Here is an 18,253-nt window from a genome sequence, read left to right as displayed (position 1 = left end):
CTCTGTTTAGGCTACCGGTTAAAGGAAGAAAGAGCGCAGGATGGTAGCAGCCACGATTAAGAAGATACAGGCACCGAACCACGAGGCGGCAGTCTTTGAAGTGTCGGGGTCTCCGCTGCTGAACTTCGAATAGACTTTGACTCCACCGATCAAACCCACAACCGCGCCGATCGCATAAATGAGTTTGGTCGCGGGATCAAAATAGGAGGTTACCATGTTGGTGGCTTCGGTAATCCCCCCGACACCATTGCCCTGTGCAAAGGCACCATAAACGGTAGCCCAAAGAAACGCTACCGAAAGAAATACTTTTTTCTTGGTCATATTGAGAAATTGTTAAGAGGTACCGGGATGGATGGTCCCGATACCGGATAAATAAATGAGGTTACTTAGTATTTTTAGTGGCAAACCTCCTTGTCAGCCGTACTCTTTTTCTTTCATCGCTTCTTTTTTACGTTGTTACACTTCTTGTCTTATACTTTATATAAAATCCCTGATGTTGAAATCGTCAGGTACTTTCTTTAGATCTCCGGATATCCCGGCCTCCCGGTCTTTCCGTTCATAGAAAGCGGCAAGGCTTTCCGCCATCAGCTCGGTAACCATTCGTTTCGCATCGGGTTTGCCCGAAATCAATTGTTCGAACAAATCGCTCCGGCGTATCTCCAGCAGGGTATCTCCCGCTTTTTGCCGTTGTCGGGGAGTAGCGTCCTCTGTCCGGTTTAGGGTGCGTACCACATTCCCCAAATTTTCAAAGCGAACACCCGTTGCCAGCATTGCTCCGGCCAAGCCTTCCATCTCTTCCGTTTCTTCTTCATCGAAGTCTTCCGGAGGCGCCGTTTCATATTCGAGCGGATAGTCGATTTCCATCGGCTCGTTTTCCTCACCGGAAGGCGTATCGGAGAAAACTTCGTCGAGTTCGTCCGGCGGAACTTCCGCGATCGGTTTTCCTTCATCCGGCAGGGCAAAATTACCGGCTTTTTCTATCGCATTTCTGGGTTCCGACAAGCTGGAATCAAGTGGCTTCGCGTTGGCGGCGAGTGGCATCGGAGAACTTAACTTGAAACGGCTTTTCCCTACGATGTCGCTCTTCAATCTCTTGTCTTCAGGATAAGAACCGCTCTGCCCGATGATATGCTTTTTGCGTATTCGACCCGCTCGTAACCAAGTAAGGTAAACGGCGACAAAAAGAGCGTACAGTAGGATTATCCCGGTCAGTATCTTTTCCATAATCCGTTTCTTAGAAGATGTTTTCATTGTACTTCTCGTACAGCTCCTTTATCTCATTTTGATAGATCGCAAAATGGTGCGTAAGTACTTGGTCGATATAACTGAACAGGGAAACCTGATTCTTGCCGATAACCTGTACGATTCTTGTGATTCTCTCGTGATGCTCCCTGCGGATATAAACCGATTTGCCGGTACGTGCCGTAATGCCTGCCTCCTGAATGAACAGGCTTTCATAATCGGGTAATTTGCCACGTTTCCGCTTCGGCTCTTCATGGGGAGCCTCCACAGGCACAACGGCTATGCGGATCTCTTCTTCGTCCTCTATCGCATCCTGCTCCGGCACCAAAGCTTTGGGAACGGCGCTCGGATTGTTCCGTCGTTCTTTGTTCTTGAACGAGGAGATGACGAAGTTGGCATCCAAGTCGCTTAGATTAATGTCTTTCTTCTTTGCCATAATCGGTTATTTGAGCGTGTTCAACATTTCATCTATGAGGGCATCCAGATGACTTCCTTTGATCAAGGTTTTATCGGCAGGAAAGAGGGTGGAGCGGAACAGGGCTTTGTGGCTGACGGATTGTTCCCTTCGGAAGCGCTTACTGTCGGGCAGGAAGGTTTTGAAAAGCGAGAAGCCCAGTTTGGCGATCACATCTTCGTACACCTCGTAGAGTTCGGTCTTTTCCCGTCCGTCGACCAGATTCCAAAGCAGGTACAACCCTTTGATTTGCGCTCTTCCGGGAGTGATCAGGGCATCGTTGACCGTGATGGCGTATTGCAGGGTGCTCTCCAATACGACACGGTCTGCCGATATGGGGGCAATGATATAGTCCATCCGAGAAAGGGTTTTGACTACGGCCGGGTTGTTGATGGTTCCGGGCAGGTCGAAAAAGATGAAATCGGGGTGTAATGCTTCCGTCAGCTCCTCCGCATCGGTTATCGCGTTTTCGGGGCTGCTTTCAATTACTTCGTACGCCTTTTTCCCGAGAGCGGAAAACTGCTCGTAAGCCATCAATTTATAATGCTCGTCTTCCATGACCATTTTCAAGTCTCGCTCACGCATTTCAGCAATGGAGTGTTGGGGAAAGTCGCAATCGATCACGGCCACATGGTAGCCTTTTACGTAGTGCAGGTAGGACGATACCAGCACAGTCAGGGTTGTTTTTCCGGCTCCGCCTTTCTGAGTGCTGAAAGCCACGTTTAATGTCTTCTTTTGCATAATTTTTATATTGAATGAGTGATATATCTGTCTATGCGTCCGTGCAGCTATCCGTTTGACCGGCTGTTTGTCTGTCTGCCCGTTGGGCTGTTGGAACGTTTAGCCGTTGGTACGGCCAAACAGGCAGACACAGGGCTGCACAGCCTTCTGTTTACCGGTCCGGATAGTTATATGACCGGATGTCCCGACGTTCCGATTTTCCGCAAAATAAACCGGTCTTTTGCTTTGAATGGCCTCTTTTTTCGTAGGTGGAAGCAAGTGGCTCCGATTCGGCACCGAGAGGCATATCTTGCTATATGAGAGCAGAGTGGTTTGCTCCGTAACTTTGCGTTATGAAAGATTCGAACGTATCCGGGACTGTTTTTACTCTCCCTTGGCTTTACCTCTGTTCCGGTCAGAGAACAGATTTATTTGCGCCGGAGAAGCAAATAGCAAGCTGTGTTTTTTGCTGCACGAAACAAGTTCTGCTGCAAAAAACGCTTGCCCCGAAAGGGGACGGGCATATCCTCCGAAGTCGGTTGCTTGTAAAGAAGAAATTCGGGGGATTAGGGAATCGTTACGGATGCGTTTACGACAGTCTATCCACTAAAAAGGCCAATGTATGAACGAAGAAAAAAGTAAGCCCTCGAAACGGGGCAAAGGCGGAAGAAATCCCAAAATCGACCCGGCACGTTTCCGCTACTCGGTCAATTTTACGGCTGAAGAACATGCCCGTTTCCTCACACTGTTTGAGGAGTCGGGAGTGCAATCGAAAGCGCGTTTTATCGCTGCCCGTGTCTTCGGGGAAGAGTTCCGGGTCATCAAACACGACCGTGCCATTATGGAATATGCGACCAAGCTCTCCTCTTTTTACGCGCAGTTTCGCTCCGTCGGGGTGAATTACAACCAAGTGGTAAAGGAGTTGCACAGCCATTTTTCGGAGAAGAAAGCGTTGGCCTTGCTCTATAAATTGGAGAAAGCGACGGTCGATTTGGCGGAGATCGGCCGGGAAGTCTTGGCCTTATCGGAAGCGTGTAAAGAGCAATGGTCGCAAAAATAAATATCGGTAGCAATCTGTACGGGGCACTGGCTTACAATCAGGAAAAGGTGGACGAGGGATTAGGCAAAGTGCTCGGCTCGCGTCTGGTCTTTGAACCTGCCGACGGAGCGTTCAGCATTTCGGAGTGTATGAACGATTTTATGCAGTTTGTTCCGGCACACTTCCGTACCGAGAAACCGGTCTTTCATGTTTCCATCAATCCGCATCCCGACGACCGTCTGTCGGACGACCAACTCGCGGATATCGGACACGAGTATATGCAACGGCTCGGATATGGGAATCAGCCTTATCTGATTTTTAAGCACGAGGATATCGGGCGGGAACATATCCACATCGTTTCGCTCCGGGTAGACAGTAACGGAAAGAAGATTAACGATTATCGCGAACATGAGCGAAGTAAGCGGATTACGGAACAGCTGGAACGCAAATATAACCTCCATCCGGCGGAAGGACAAAAGCATTCCGAGCAATGGGAATTAACGTCGGTCGATGTTTCGCGGGGGAATCTGAAAAAGCAGATGGCATCGGTCATCAAACCGTTGGCCGCCATGTACCACTTTCAATCGATGGGCGAATACAAGGCGCTTCTTTCTCTGTACAACATCCACGTGGAAGAACTTAAAGGCGAAGTAAAAGGAAAGCCTTACCGGGGATTGCTCTATTCGGCGTTGGACAGCGAAGGAAACAAGGTTGGCAATCCGATAAAGTCTTCCCTATTCGGTAAATCTGTCGGATATGACGGATTGGAGAAACGGATGGCAACATCTGCCGGACGCATCAAAAATCAACGGTTAAAGCTGCATACCCTCCAAGCGGTATTGGAAGCCAAACAAAGTAGCCCCAGTGAAAGCGAGTTCCGAGCGAAACTAAGGCAGCAGGGTATTGATGTACTATTCAGGCGGAACGATGAAGGGCGGATTTATGGGGCAACTTTCATAGATCATACTACCCGTACCGTATTGAATGGTTCCCGATTGGGCAAGGAGTATTCCGCCAATATCTTCAACGAGTTATACGGTGGTAAGCAGGAACAAGCGGAGAATGCGGCCTGCCCTATCCGGCTTTCGGATATTTATCACACGTCCGAATGGGGTGCAGGAGGTCTGTTTTCCATGCTTTCCCCGGAGCCGGAGTACCACCCCAAAGAAGAGCTGCCTTTCCCATACCGGAAGAAAAAGAAAAAACGGAGGTATGGGAGGCAGGTGTGAAAATAATCTGTAATATGTTTTTTAACTCAGATTGGTCATTAAAGATTAGCTGTTATGTATCAGCAGTTCGTTGACATTTTTAAGCGACAAAAGTGTATCAGCAGTTCGTTTACAACCCCATGGGGTTGGCCGCCCATTAGGGCGTCTAAAATATCAGGAGTTCGTTGACATATTGTTTACTTTGGAAGATTCATAGCAAAGGGGAAATAATGAAATATTATATGGTTTCGAGAAACCACCAGAACAAATTTATCCAAGATGATTTCAGCCATAACATACGAATATTTCAATTCCTCGTTTACGATGAAAACAGCATCAAGGATACGTAATTTTAAATCGCTTCGTATAAAGCGGATAAAAATCAGGGAACCTTCCTCGACAGGAATTTTGGCATTCAAGTCAATTTTCCGTGATAGTTTCCATCGTTTTTCAGGCGGATCAGTCACTTGATTCGGAGTTCGGTTCCGGATGCACCCATAGCGGTGATTGGCGTTGTGGAAGTTACTGAAAGTTGCAGCTTCATCTTTGATTTCCTCAAAACCGGAAAAAATGCGTGAAGCAAAAAAGCGTTTCTCCACGTTGTGATTAAACTTCTCAATAACGCCATTTCGCCAAGGCTCTGCCGGAGGAATGAAAACGGGCGTAACTCCGTACGAAAGTGCCACTTTAAGCAATAGCCCCAAACTCCTGGGATGTTTGTTGCTTCCCCTGAAAGAAAGCTCGTTGTCCATTTGCAAAAAATCGGGTAACTGAAAATTCTCCCCAAAATCTATCAGGCAGGGAACAATGCTTTTCGCCGATTTGTTTTTGACCGGATAAACTTCCGCATGGTGGGTTTCCACATCCATTATCGAGTAAAAGTAAAATTTAAATCCACCTTTCAGGTAGCAAGGACCGATTAAATCCATTTGTTGTACATTAATGAAACTTGACGGATATTCTGCGTTTTTCCGCATCTTGCCGCGTGATTTGTTTTGCAGTCCGTTGCGTTTGATGACCCGGTTGATGGTGGCCGTAGAGGGTGGTTTTATCCCCGTCTCATTCAACTTGTAAAAGATATTGACGGCTCCGTTCTGATGGTAAGGGTTTGACTCAAGTTCCTTGCGGATGTTGATAATGGCCGTTTCCGTTTCATTAGGAATGCGGTTTCTAATATTCTTTGGGGCATTGGAATGGGCCTGATGCCAATTCTCTTTCTCCGGTGATGCCGAATGCCGTTTAATCCATTTGTACACCCATTGACGACTGCGATTCAATTGTGAACTTATTTCCTGTACAGACAGGCCTTGCAAGTGAAGGACAATGGCTTGTTTTCTTAAAATTTCTTCTTCTTTATTGTTCATAGTTTTTTTACTATAAACAATTAATGTAAACAGTGGGTCAAAGAACTTTTTAAGTTCGGGTAAACGAACTCGTGATACAAATTGGTAATTAAACCGTCAACGAACTTATGATATAATTTACACACTTAGATGTAAACGAACTTATGATACAAAAGTGTCAACGAACTTATGATATTTATCAATTAGCTTATAGAATCAAGGAACTACTTATTGCTTCCGAGGTAAAAGAGTTACGTATGGAATATGCTTGGACTTCGCATCACCCGATTGGTGAGATGAAATTAGGAGGCCGATGTTATCTTTTGCTGGAGTGCAAGTGTCAGATATTAAGAGGATTACAAAATAAATCTCTAATAACATGACTGTCGTTAGAAAAATAAGCACTAACGACTATTATAGGGTTAACAACAAGTCATTCCTATTTAATTTAGTAGTAAATCCATTGAAAAATAAATATCTTATAGCCATATTATTAAATTTAGTGTGTAGTTTTTGATTTTATCAAGAAATAAACTTGTTTATTATAAGTGTGTTGTGTTTTTTTTATATGCTTAAAAAACATAGCAATTTAATAATGCCAAGTTTTTGTTGATTAATTATTTAAAAAGAATCTGTTCGTTAGTAAAATAAGTTTTCTTCTTATCGATTTCTATGACTTCTATGGCAACTCCATTTGGTGATAGACTTTTATTGGGATTATGTATTTTTAAAAAAGATCTTTCTTCCCCAGAGATAATATTAGGATTTATTTTTTGTATCTCAACTATAGCCTCCGATAAAGTTTTTTTTGTAGAGTTGATTAGAATTTCAATATATTTAAACGGAATTTTATCCCCATCTGATAGGGGGGAAATCCCTGCAGACCATAATATTTCGTCAATATACGCATTACCAATCCCTCTAACCACCGATTGATCTCGTAGTATTTTTTTTATATTTTTGCCTTTCGACATCTTTAGTATTTTCATCAAATAGTCTGAACTAAAACTATTATCAAGCGCATCAGGAATATCGGAAGTTGCGGGATTCAAAATAGGCCTTGCTTGCCCCATAGTATCGACAATTGAGAAACCTTCATTTCCACCGAACAAAGAAGTTTCATCTGTTGAGTCAAAAACTAAATCAAATATTTTATGTTTAATATTTGGCTCAGATAATAAATGAATTTCTCCCTTTAACATTAAATGAATCCCTAAAGAATGATTGTTCGAAAACATTAACCGTAGCTCCTTGCCGCTTCTTGTGATGCTTTTTAGTAATTGTCCTTCTATATTATTTTTGAAATCGGATGCCGATGTGTTAAGTTTTGACTGTTTGTAAATATTAAACGACAAAACTCTCTTGTTGGCAAATTTCCTATGTAAGTTTTCGCTTATAACAGCTAAATCTGGTAATTCTGGCATGATAACTAAATTAATTGGTTGATGATTGTTTCGCTTATTCCCGTAGAATTTTTAATCAACTCATCAATGTCATCCTCTACAAAGTCCCAAAAAACCAAATCTTTAAAAATCCTAAATGTTGGAACATTTTTCTTTCTCTGTGTTGTTGGATACATTGCCACTATCGCCTCATCATCAAAGGAATAAAATGAATAAGTAGGGAAGTAGTTGAAACATCTTATTTCGACATCAGCATCCAAATCTTTTTTCAATCTTAGGAAGAACCTATATGCATCCTGGATAAGAGGGATGATTACATCCCCATCAGAAAAATTCTTTGTTATATATGATATTAATTCCTCATTTTCAATATTGGGCAAAAAAACCAATAGCTTATTTTCTTTATTCTTTAAAAATAATCGCAAGGCATTTTCATTGTTTTCTCGCCATTGTCTACTATGAATAAAAAACAGCCTCATTTTTTTTGATTTATAAAGCATCTCCTCAAAGTCTTTTGTGAAAGCATTAAAAAAATCAGCTCTTTTTACTCCAATTTGTTTTGCAAAAAACATTTTTTTAATACAAGCCTTAACCTCGGAGCAAAAAGGGGCAACTATAGCTTTAAGATTATTATCCCGAGCAACTCTCTCGTAATCATAAGTTCCAGGAATTACCCCCAATAAATCTGAAGGAAGGTGTAAATCAGGATAGTCTTTAGGTATCATGTAAAATACCCTACCAGAGCCTAATTTCCCCAAATATAGGCCTAATTCGAAAATCACATTGTCTCTAATTACATTAAGATCTTCTCTATTCCTTATTGAAGCTTTATCGTCTGGTTTGAAAATAAATACTCCAAAGTCATGCTTCTCTAAAGAATTAAGCAAATCTGTCAGAGTATTACTAGACAAAGAAAAAATCCCTTGATTCCAAACTGTTGTATCAGCAACTTGCTCTAAATTTTGCTGTATAGCTTCAGCAAAGTCAATTCCTTCTACAGAAGAGCCAATAAATATTTTGGGCCTGACGTTCATCAGTTATTTATTGTATAGTTCTTCATCTTATATATAACATTACAACCAAGAATCAGGTGCAAAGCTATAATTTTTTTTGATTTAAACATCACTCAAGAGGAGAAATTTATTGTTTCAGAAACATTTCTCTTTGATGCCAAACCAACGCCACACACAGCCAACTCATTTTATCAGAAGAACAAAATCAAATCTTCTCTCTAATTTCGCCACTCAAAACATCTTACACTCCCATTATGCAACAAGAAGACGATTTGAGAGGACTTTCCAAAGTTATGGAATTTATGCGAGCGATAAGCATTTTGTTCGTGGTGATAAATATCTATTGGTTCTGCTATTACGCCCTGAAGGAATGGAATATCGGCATTACTGTTGTGGATAAGATACTGTTAAACTTTAACCGTACAGCCGGATTGTTCGACAACATTCTTTATACAAAGCTGTTTGCCGTTGTCTTTCTTGCCCTTTCCTGCTTAGGGACAAAGGGCGTTAAAGAGGAAAAGGTTACGTGGCCGAAAATCTACGTGTTTCTGACCATCGGCTTTCTCCTTTTCTTTATGAACTGGTGGATACTCGATTTGCCTTTGACACCAACAGCAACCTCCGGATTGTATATCTTGACGACAGCAACGGGCTATCTTTTTCTGTTGGTAGGAGGGCTGTGGATGAGCCGGCTGCTCAAAAACAACCTGATGGACGATGTTTTCAATACCGAAAACGAGAGTTTTATGCAGGAAACACGGCTGTTGCAAAATGAGTACTCCGTAAACCTGCCGACCAAGTTCTGGTACAGGAAAAAGCAATGGCGTGGCTGGATAAATGTAGTGAATCCGTTTCGAGCAAGCATCGTGTTAGGCACTCCGGGTAGTGGAAAGTCGTATGCCGTAGTGAATCAGTACATCAAACAACAAATTGAGAAAGGTTTTTCGATGTACGTGTACGACTTTAAGTTTCCCGATCTTTCCATGATTACCTACAATCATTTACTAAATCATCAGGCAGGATACAAAAAAGTTCCTACTTTTTATGTGATAAACTTTGATGATCCGGCCCGTTCTCACCGTTGCAATCCCATCAACCCTTCGTTTATGGAGGACATTAGTGATGCCTACGAATCGAGTTTTACTATTATGCTGAACCTGAACAAGAACTGGGTACAGAAGCAGGGTGATTTCTTCGTGGAGAGCCCGATTATCCTTTTTGCGGCTATTATCTGGTTTTTGCGCATTTATCAGGATGGCAAGTACTGCACGTTCCCGCATGCCATTGAGTTTCTGAACAAGAGGTATGAAGACATTTTCCCCATTTTGACTTCTTACCCTGAACTGGAAAACTACTTGAGCCCTTTTATGGATGCTTGGTTAGGTGGCGCCGCAGACCAACTGATGGGGCAGATTGCGAGTGCAAAAATCCCACTCTCCCGAATGATTTCGCCCCAGTTATATTGGGTAATGAGCGGCGATGAATTTACCCTTGACATCAACAATCCGGAAGACCCGAAGATTTTAGTTGTCGGCAACAACCCCGACCGTCAGAATATCTACTCGGCGGCATTGGGCCTGTACAATAGCCGGATTGTAAAACTCATCAATAAAAAGGGGCGATTGAAAAGTTCGGTCATCATCGATGAGTTGCCGACCATCTTCTTCAAGGGATTGGATAATCTGATTGCTACCGCCCGAAGCAACAAAGTTGCGGTGTTACTGGGCTTTCAGGATTTCAGCCAGTTGCGACGCGATTATGGAGATAAAGAGAGTAAGGTTATTGAAAATACGGTTGGTAACATCTTCTCCGGTCAGGTGGTCAGTGAAACGGCGAAAACATTATCGGAACGTTTCGGAAAAGTGCTTCAGAAACGGCAGAGCATGAGTATTACCCGAAGCGATAAAACGACTTCCATCTCTACACAAATGGACAGCCTGATACCGGCATCGAAAATATCCAACCTTACACAAGGAATGTTTGTCGGAGCAGTGGCCGACAACTTTGATGAGCGTATTGAGCAGAAAATTTTCCACTGTGAGATTGTAGTGGATAACGCAAAAGTCACAGCCGAAACAAAGGCTTATCAACCTATTCCTGTTATCACTGATTTTACGGATGAGAACGGGACAGACCGCATGAAAGAGCAGATACAACTTAACTACAATCGCATCAAGGAGGAAACGAAACAAATCGTTACCGACGAGTTAGAACGGATAAAAAATGATCCGGATTTACAACACTTGCTGCAACAAGAGGCTTCGTAGAAGTATATCACTCTTGCCGAGATGTGGCGGCAGTCATCAAAAATGTTTCTCATTGATTGTTGACACAAAACAATAGTTTTTCTATCTTTGTAATGTGTTGTTAAGTCAGTAACAAATGGATATTTGGGATAAAAAGAAACGTTCGGAAGTAATGTCGAAAATTCCGTCGAAGAACACTAAGCCGGAAATAATCTTGCGGAAAGCCCTTTTTGCTAAAGGCTTCCGTTACCGGATTAATTATAAAAAGCTACCCGGTAAACCAGACATTGTTTTTCCTAAATATAAAATAGTAATATTTGTTCATGGTTGTTTTTGGCATGGGCACGATATTGGTTGTATAGACTCGCATATTCCTAAGACAAATACCGATTATTGGGTAAAAAAAATTGCAAAAAACAAAGAGCGAGATAAAAACAATGCTATTCAAATTTTATCAATGGGATGGAAAATTTTAACCGTATGGGATTGCGAAATTCAGCAACGAGATAACTTAAAACTACTGATCGAAAAAATTGCAAATACGATATTAGAATCAGTTGCTTCTCGGAAAAGTATGCGAATCAAATTTTACGAAGAAGTAGAGGGCAACCTCACAATGGTTGCCCCAAAAACGATTTCTTATCAAGACAAAATTTCTGAATAGTTTACTCGGAGATATTTAATATATAGTTTTTTAATATTTCAAATCGCAACTTTCTGTTTTTAATCTTATTTACTCCTTCCGAAGACGCTAATTTGTATTTTTTTATCGCTTCGTTATCAGGGGTAGTTTCCACTTCTGTATCAGATGAATTCTCGAATTCATTATATTTTTTGATAAATTCACTAAATCGTTCTATCATTGTGGTGTTAATATTTATCTTCTCTTGGGTTAAATAATCCATTAAAGAAAACACGGTGTACAGTTGTGTTCGTTTCCTCATAAATGAATAATTTTCTTGCGAATAGAATTGTTTGAATTTTTCAATCCATTCTAATATTCTGTTTTTATCTTCCTCATATTCAGGATAGTTGGATGCATAGTCTGTATATGCTTCATTCAGAGGACTTTGATTAGTTTGATTTATTATACCCTTTCTCGCCAATAAAATAAGAGATGAACAAAATTCGTCATTTTTCATTCTCTTGATATCTCCATAGTTAAATAGTTTATAGTCAATCCAAAATGGCAATTCGACAATTTCTTGTGTTAAATCAGCAAAGAGTCCCCAAGTATTACTATGCCTTTTTTCTTGGTCATTTAAGGAGTAATTTGTCAAGTTAAGGCGATAAAAAATATTCCTTATTTCATCTCGCTCTTTGTTCTTTATTGATACAATAGACAAGTTAAAAGACCATATGATTACCTTATCATCATTAGATAAATTCTCAAAGCGTTTATCTCCATATTTTTCTTTAATATCTTCACTTGTCAAATGCTCTTTTGATAACCGGAATTCATTACCTATGAACTGGACAATTGCATTTATTCTTTGCTGCCCATCTACAATGTGGGTTATGGTTTTTCCGGTATCAGGGTCGGTCTCTGCATCCCAGAAGTAAACTTCTGGAATTATCAATCCCATTAATATGGTTTCTATTAATCTTATTTTATCTCTTTCGAGCCAAACACTTCTTCTTTGATAACTTGTATCAACAATCAAAGAACTGTCCTTAAAGTCACGAAAAATATGTTCTACTTTCAGTTCATGTCTATTATATGTCAATCCCATAAGTGTTATATTTAAATTTTTTCTTTTAATTTTCTAATTCCTAAAATATGGTATGCCTCTAAATCTTCCCAGCTTCTATAAATTCTATAATTAATAGAATGGTAGATAGATAAATGTTTTTGTAAGGATTTGTTTACTTCGTCAATCTGATTGTTCCAATCCGGACGAATTTCATCTATGTTTTTGAAATTGTGTTCGTTTATAAACCCTCTAAAAATAGACGACGTTATTTGGTTATAATGACATAAGTATTTAATGCTGTATTCCGCCCTTATTTTATTCCATAAATGGTCAAATAGTTTAGATGAAATGATTGCAATGTCAATGTCAGAATCTTCATCCCCTTCATCAAATTTTTTAAAGTCTTTACTTGGAGATAAACTGCATCCAATTTTCCCACTCCCAACCATTAAAACATTATGAAATGCCACTCCTATATTTTTATTAATTATCTCTTTGAGTGCATCCATTTGGGCTATAGAATCGGCCTCAGATTTATGTTGATATTCGCTAAAATACCAATTATCTGACCGTAGCAAGTATTTAATGAGAAACTCTTTCTCTGAAAGTGTTCCCACATCTTTCCTTATAGATTCTACTGAAAAATCCATATACAATAAATTACTCGATTATTCTATCTAGAAGTTTTTTCATCGATTTGGCAATCTCGTTGCTTAACTTTACAGGGACCCCATTGCCTATCACTTTAAATTTAGTTGATAATGAAATATCTCCTGAAATCACATATGAGTCAGGAACTGTTTGTATTCTTAAGGCCTCTCTGACGGATAGCCTTCTTTTTTGTTCCGGATGCAAATGTACCTCGTTATTGCCATATGCTGCTGTTGGACTGAATTTATTTCTATGCAATTTTTTGAAACTTTTTCTAGAAGTATCTCCCTCTTCTATTTCGTTAAATTTTGACGATTTTGGCTTGAAGTATTCATCAGAATTTGGCAATTTACCCAATTCTTCCTGATTTATGATGTAACTTCCAACTTTTAATTCATCGGGTATTTTTTTTAATGCCTCAAAGTCATCAATTTTATCCCACTCAAAAGCATTTTTTGCTTTAGGGTATTTTTCAGTAGGCCATGGAAACCAATCACTTTGGCTTGAATAATTTTTCCGAAAAATTTTCCGGAATAAACCTTTTCTAATTCCAAGTAGGATAATTCGTTCTCTGTCTTGTGGGATGCCAAAATCCAAGGCATTAAGCAATTTGCTATCTACCGCATAACCATTTTCTTGTAATTGTTGGATTAATTCTATGAAAAACTCTTGATGCTTTTTTGTTTTAATCAATCCTTTTACATTCTCAAATATAAAGAAAGAAGGTTTAAGTGTACAAATATGATCTACATAAGTTTTTGACAATTTACCTCTTTCTCCATTTTTTCCTTTATTTTTCCCTCCAATAGAAAAATCTGGACAAGGAGGCCCTCCAATAATTCCCCATATTGGGGTATCAATCTTTTTTACAATCTTTTTTTTCAAAGATGAAATATTAATATCTTCGATAGATTCATTAGAGCTAATATTCATTTCTTTCTCTAATGTAGAGCTCATTCCTGAATTATATATTTTTGAAATTTCAACTGAGATTTCATTCGACCAAATAATCTCAAACCCTTCCTGTTCAAATCCAAGATCTAAAAATCCACCTCCTGAGAAATATGATAAAATAGGTATATTCATTTGTGTTATTTTGTTGAAACAAGTAAATCTTTTATATCTACATTCAGTCGTTCGGCTATTTCAGCAAGTGTTTCCAATGATGGCTGGTATTCGTTAGTACACCAACGTGAAACCGTTGCTTCATTTCTACCTAACTCTTCTGCCAACCATTTACCGGTTCTATTCTGTTCTACAAGAACGACTTTTAGCCTGTTCAACTGTTTCATTTGTCAAATTATTGATATACCTTGCAAAGGTATTGATAATATTTGATTTAGGCAAGACAAGTCTCCTCTTAATTACCAGTATCCTTATTACTAATGAAAACATCTTTACCAAAGTCCTGCTAAGTCCCCCTCAACGCCACACACCGCCATCCTGACGCCACACTCTTCCAGAGCCTTTCAAACAGCTTAGAATCGTTCTGTTACCGACTACTTTCGTTACGCATTAATAGTGATGCGTAACAAAAACAGTATAATTATGGACGAAAAATTAAATCCGAAAGACCGTGTTCTCCTGATGCGAGAAGAGGGAGAAGGCAACAAACTCCAAGTAGTAAAGGGTATCGACAAAAAAGGAAAAATCGATGCCATTGACCCCCTGAAGGCAAAGCCCAATGACTTTCTCATCATTGACCGGCACGCCGATCCGATTGAGAACTTTTTCAGAAACTTCTTCAACCAGTTCAAAAATCCGTCGCATATCGGTTTTTATGCCGTTACGGTCGAGATGTTGGACAAGGTACTGACGCTAACCGAAAAGGAATTGGAGAAATTCCGCATCAATCCGAAGAACTTCCTGAATCAAACAAAGGGAGAGTCTCAATCAGTACCCAAGCAAAACGAAATTATTAACCCTCAAACAGAAGAAATGAAACCTCACGCACCCAAAACAGACGAACCGAAAACCGATTTCCGGCAATTCGACACCAATCGTATTCCTGAAAGCGAATACCAAAAATACGGCATCAAGCCGGAAGCCATTAAAGACGAACTCAATGCGATGAGTCACGGATATAAATCCCCTCATTTGCTGGATATTACTCCGAATATCGACGGCGTTGAGTGTCCGATGAAAGCCCGTTTGTCGTTGGAAGAGCAGCCGGACGGAAGCCTGAAATTCGTGCCACATCCTTACCAGCACCAAGTCGATTTGGACAAACCGTTTCAAGGCATTATCATTCCGGATGACGTCAAAGAAAACCTGTTGGCAACAGGCAATGGCGGTAGAGTGGTAGAATTAGAGCCGAACATCCCCGGCGAAAAAGTTCCTTCATTGATATCCATCGATAAACTGACGAACCGTCTGGAAGCTGTTCCGGCAGACAGACTAACTGTTTCCCAAAACCTGAAAGGCACTGAACTCACTCCCGAACAGCAACAGGCACTCAAAGAAGGTAAAAAAGTGCTGGTTGAAGGAATGACGTCCAGAAATACGATCGGAACGGATCATCCCAAGAAATTCGATGCTTATGTACAATTCAACGCGGCCAAAGGCGGGTATGATTTTACTTACGACGGGTTGAACCGGAACAGGTATCAACAAAGCAACAAGGAAAAACGTCTATCACCCGTGGAACCCACCAAAGTCCGCATTCCCCAAAACCTTTTAGGAGTCAATTTGAACGAAAAGCAACAAAATGCGCTCCGGGAAGGGAAGACAACCTATGTGCAAGGTATGGTTAAAGACGGGAAAGGTGAACCTTTTAATGCCTATGTAAAAGTTAATCATGAGAAAGGGAAACTCGATTTCTTCAAATGGGATCCCGACAGGGCGAGAAAACAAAGTGCCCACGTGAAGCCTGCCGAAGAAAGCAAAACGCAGGTTGCCGTCAATAGTCACGGAAAAACCAACGAAGCGACGAAATATGCCAAAGAACCTCTGAAGCAAGGTCAACAACGGCCAACGGAAGCGCAAGATACCCGTCAGAAACAGCAACAAGGCTTGAAAAAGCCTGTGAGAAAATCCTCCGGACAAAGAATTTAATTCAACCACTAAAAAAGCTCCAACAGTAGTATGAAATTGATTATAGCAGAAAAACCGAGCGTAGCCCGCGATATAGCGGCTATCGTCGGTGCAGATAACCGCAAAGAGGGTTATCTGGAGGGTGGCGGCTATGCCGTTACATGGGCTTTCGGACATCTTGTCGGGTTGGCCATGCCTGCCGACTACGGTATCACGGGGTTTCAGGCAGAGAAGCTGCCGATACTTCCGGCCACATTTAAGTTGATCCCCCGCCAAATCAAAGAGGGCAAGGAGTACAAGCCCGATCCGGGCGTATTGAAACAACTTAAAATCATCGGAGAACTGTTCGACAAGTGCGAACGTATCGTGGTAGCGACCGATGCCGGCCGGGAAGGTGAATTGATCTTTAGATACCTGTACGCGTATCTTAACGGCGATAAACCTTTTGATCGCCTTTGGATAAGCAGCCTTACGGATCAGGCAATCCGAAACGGATTGAACAACCTGCGTCCGGGAACCCAGTACGATAACCTGTATCTCTCCGCCAAAGCACGCAGCCAAGCCGACTGGCTTGTCGGCATCAATGCTTCGCAAGCCCTTTCCATTAGTGCCGGAAGCGGCGTCTGGTCATTGGGACGGGTGCAAACGCCGACCTTGGCGATGATATGCAGCCGCTACCTCGAAAACAAGGAGTTCAAACCACAAACCTATTTTCAGATAAGACTCCACACGGCAAAAGAATCGATATCGTTCCCGGCAATCTCTACCGACTGGTACGACACCCGGCAAGACGCCGACAAAATCTTAGCGCGTATCCGCTCCGCAGAATATGTCAGCGTATCCCACGTTGAAAAGAAGCAAGTAAGTCAGGAACCGCCATTGCTTTACGACCTGACTACCTTGCAAAAAAAAGCGAACAGCCGGCACGGTTTCTCGGCCGACAAAACTCTGTCAATCGCCCAATCACTCTACGAAGCCAAATTCATTTCCTATCCGAGAACAGGGAGCCGGTATATCTCCGAAGATGTGTTTGCGGATATACCCGCCCTTATCGCTCAATTATCGGCTGATCCGTCATTCGGAAGTTATGCCCAAGCGTTATCATCGGGTACGGAACTCAACAGACGTTCGGTAAATGATAAGAAGGTCACCGATCACCACGCTCTGATTATTACAGAGAATATGCCCCAAGATTTATCCTCCGAGCAAAAAACGTTATACGATATGATTGTCGCCCGTGTGCTGGAAGCCTTTTCGGGGAAATGTACCCAAGAAACTACTACCGTTTCGTTGGAAATTGCAGGTGTGCCTTTTTCGGTAAAAGGGAGTGTCGTTGTTAGCCCCGGTTGGCGAGGCGTGTTGAATGCACAGGATGAAGAAAGAGAGGATGACGCTGTTTCAACACTTCCGAATTTATCTCTCGGTGAAAGACTTCCTGTGAACGACGGGGAACTCTTGGAGAAGCAAACCAGACCTCGCCCTGTACACACGGAAAGCAGCCTTCTTTCGGCAATGGAGACCTGCGGAAAAGAATTAACGGACGAAACCGAACGGGAAGCCCTCAAAGAGTTGGGCATCGGAACGCCTGCTACCCGCGCGGGAATTATCGAAACACTCTTATCTCGCGAATACATTCGCCGGGAAAAGAAGTCCCTTGTTCCGACAAACAAAGGATTAACGGTTTATCTTGCCATACGGGATAAAAAGATTGCCGACGTCAGCATGACCGGAGAGTGGGAAAGAGCCTTGAATAAAATAGCAGCAGGCGAAATGGATGCCGATACATTTCACAAAGGGATTGAGGTATATGCCTCACAAATCACCTCCGAACTGTTGGAAAGCCGGATTGAAAGCGACCATGCACGGGAAGCATATCCCTGTCCGAAGTGTAAAAACGGCCGGGTCGTTTTGTCCCCGAAAGTGGCCAAATGCAATAACGAAGCATGCGGGCTTACCGTATTCCGGAACAAATCGGGCAAAGACCTGACCGACGGACAACTGAAAGAGTTGCTGCTCAAAGGGAAGACCCCACTTATCAAAGGGTTTAAGAGCAAAGAGAATAAGCCTTTTGATGCGATAATAGCCGTTGACGCGGACTATAAAACCATTTTTGAATTTCCGCCAAAAACAGGTTTCAACAGGAAACGCAAATAAAAGCGCTACCTTTGCCACTAAGAAGTTCATACGCACCATAGGTTTAATGAGCG

17 protein-coding genes are annotated in these 18,253 nt (G+C 41.7%); 6 read left to right on the top strand and 11 right to left on the bottom strand.

The genetic code is table 11. From position 1 onward, the window contains the following. Window positions 1–18 precede the first annotated feature (18 nt). From EV202_RS01575 to EV202_RS01560, 4 genes are all read right to left on the bottom strand, one after another. Entirely contained in the window at window positions 19–321 is a 303-nt protein-coding gene (locus EV202_RS01575) for a DUF4134 domain-containing protein (protein ID WP_036874165.1), read from the bottom strand. 156 nt (window positions 322–477) lie between these two features. Continuing rightward, the gene (locus EV202_RS01570) at window positions 478–1,224 is read right to left on the bottom strand and encodes a hypothetical protein (RefSeq protein WP_131924974.1); all 747 of its coding nucleotides are present in this window, start codon (window positions 1,222–1,224) and stop codon (window positions 478–480) included. Window positions 1,225–1,234: 10 nt separating this feature from the next. After that, a complete protein-coding gene (locus EV202_RS01565; protein WP_131924971.1) occupies window positions 1,235–1,678 on the bottom strand; it encodes a DUF3408 domain-containing protein in 444 nt (147 codons plus the stop codon). 6 nt (window positions 1,679–1,684) lie between these two features. Continuing rightward, window positions 1,685–2,437, bottom strand: a complete 753-nt coding sequence (locus tag EV202_RS01560) for a ParA family protein (protein ID WP_039416987.1) — start codon at window positions 2,435–2,437, stop codon at window positions 1,685–1,687. A 601-nt stretch (window positions 2,438–3,038) separates the two neighbouring features. Between EV202_RS01560 and mobA the strand changes: the two genes are divergently transcribed. Further along, entirely contained in the window at window positions 3,039–3,476 is a 438-nt protein-coding gene (mobA, locus tag EV202_RS01555; protein WP_099837357.1) for a conjugal transfer protein MobA, read from the top strand. Then, entirely contained in the window at window positions 3,461–4,684 is a 1,224-nt protein-coding gene (mobB, locus tag EV202_RS01550; protein ID WP_131924969.1) for a conjugal transfer protein MobB, read from the top strand. The genes mobA and mobB overlap by 16 nt, the downstream gene beginning before the upstream one ends. Before the next feature lie 176 nt (window positions 4,685–4,860). Here mobB and EV202_RS01545 read toward each other — a convergent pair whose 3' ends face one another. From EV202_RS01545 to EV202_RS01535, 3 genes are all read right to left on the bottom strand, one after another. Further along, complete coding sequence (locus EV202_RS01545) at window positions 4,861–6,027, bottom strand: helix-turn-helix domain-containing protein (protein WP_131924966.1); 1,167 nt, start codon at window positions 6,025–6,027, stop codon at window positions 4,861–4,863. Between the two features lie 596 nt (window positions 6,028–6,623). Continuing rightward, a complete protein-coding gene (locus tag EV202_RS01540) occupies window positions 6,624–7,430 on the bottom strand; it encodes a DNA-formamidopyrimidine glycosylase family protein (protein WP_099811079.1) in 807 nt (268 codons plus the stop codon). A gap of 5 nt (window positions 7,431–7,435) precedes the next feature. Then, a complete protein-coding gene (locus tag EV202_RS01535) occupies window positions 7,436–8,443 on the bottom strand; it encodes a TIR domain-containing protein (RefSeq protein ID WP_131924963.1) in 1,008 nt (335 codons plus the stop codon). A gap of 233 nt (window positions 8,444–8,676) precedes the next feature. Between EV202_RS01535 and mobC the strand changes: the two genes are divergently transcribed. Further along, the gene (gene mobC / locus EV202_RS01530; RefSeq protein ID WP_131924960.1) at window positions 8,677–10,689 is read left to right on the top strand and encodes a conjugal transfer protein MobC; all 2,013 of its coding nucleotides are present in this window, start codon (window positions 8,677–8,679) and stop codon (window positions 10,687–10,689) included. 115 nt (window positions 10,690–10,804) lie between these two features. Beyond that, window positions 10,805–11,332, top strand: coding sequence for a very short patch repair endonuclease (locus EV202_RS01525; RefSeq protein ID WP_021680139.1), 528 nt, complete (start codon window positions 10,805–10,807; stop codon window positions 11,330–11,332). A gap of 1 nt (window position 11,333) precedes the next feature. Here EV202_RS01525 and EV202_RS01520 read toward each other — a convergent pair whose 3' ends face one another. From EV202_RS01520 to EV202_RS01505, 4 genes are read right to left on the bottom strand one after another with little or no spacing between them, the layout of a single operon-like run. Continuing rightward, window positions 11,334–12,401 carry a DUF262 domain-containing protein gene (locus EV202_RS01520; RefSeq protein WP_039428011.1) on the bottom strand — a complete coding sequence of 356 codons (1,068 nt, stop codon included), beginning with the start codon at window positions 12,399–12,401 and terminating at the stop codon, window positions 11,334–11,336. 11 nt (window positions 12,402–12,412) lie between these two features. After that, on the bottom strand, window positions 12,413–13,012 hold the full coding sequence (locus EV202_RS01515) for a hypothetical protein (protein ID WP_039428008.1): 600 nt from the start codon (window positions 13,010–13,012) through the stop codon (window positions 12,413–12,415). Window positions 13,013–13,022: 10 nt separating this feature from the next. Continuing rightward, window positions 13,023–14,099 carry a DNA cytosine methyltransferase gene (locus tag EV202_RS01510; RefSeq protein WP_021680136.1) on the bottom strand — a complete coding sequence of 359 codons (1,077 nt, stop codon included), beginning with the start codon at window positions 14,097–14,099 and terminating at the stop codon, window positions 13,023–13,025. A 5-nt stretch (window positions 14,100–14,104) separates the two neighbouring features. Continuing rightward, a complete protein-coding gene (locus EV202_RS01505; protein ID WP_021680135.1) occupies window positions 14,105–14,305 on the bottom strand; it encodes a helix-turn-helix transcriptional regulator in 201 nt (66 codons plus the stop codon). A gap of 256 nt (window positions 14,306–14,561) precedes the next feature. Here EV202_RS01505 and EV202_RS01500 point away from each other — a divergent pair, with 256 nt between their 5' ends. Both EV202_RS01500 and topB read left to right on the top strand, forming a co-directional pair. Then, entirely contained in the window at window positions 14,562–16,067 is a 1,506-nt protein-coding gene (locus EV202_RS01500; RefSeq protein ID WP_099811084.1) for a DUF3945 domain-containing protein, read from the top strand. 30 nt (window positions 16,068–16,097) lie between these two features. Next, window positions 16,098–18,200, top strand: a complete 2,103-nt coding sequence (gene topB, locus EV202_RS01495) for a type IA DNA topoisomerase (protein ID WP_131924957.1) — start codon at window positions 16,098–16,100, stop codon at window positions 18,198–18,200. Window positions 18,201–18,253 lie beyond the last annotated feature (53 nt).

This window comes from Prevotella heparinolytica, assembly GCF_004342845.1.
Taxonomy (GTDB): Bacteria; Bacteroidota; Bacteroidia; order Bacteroidales; family Bacteroidaceae; genus Bacteroides; species Bacteroides heparinolyticus.
This window is presented reverse-complemented; position numbering and strand designations above follow the sequence as displayed.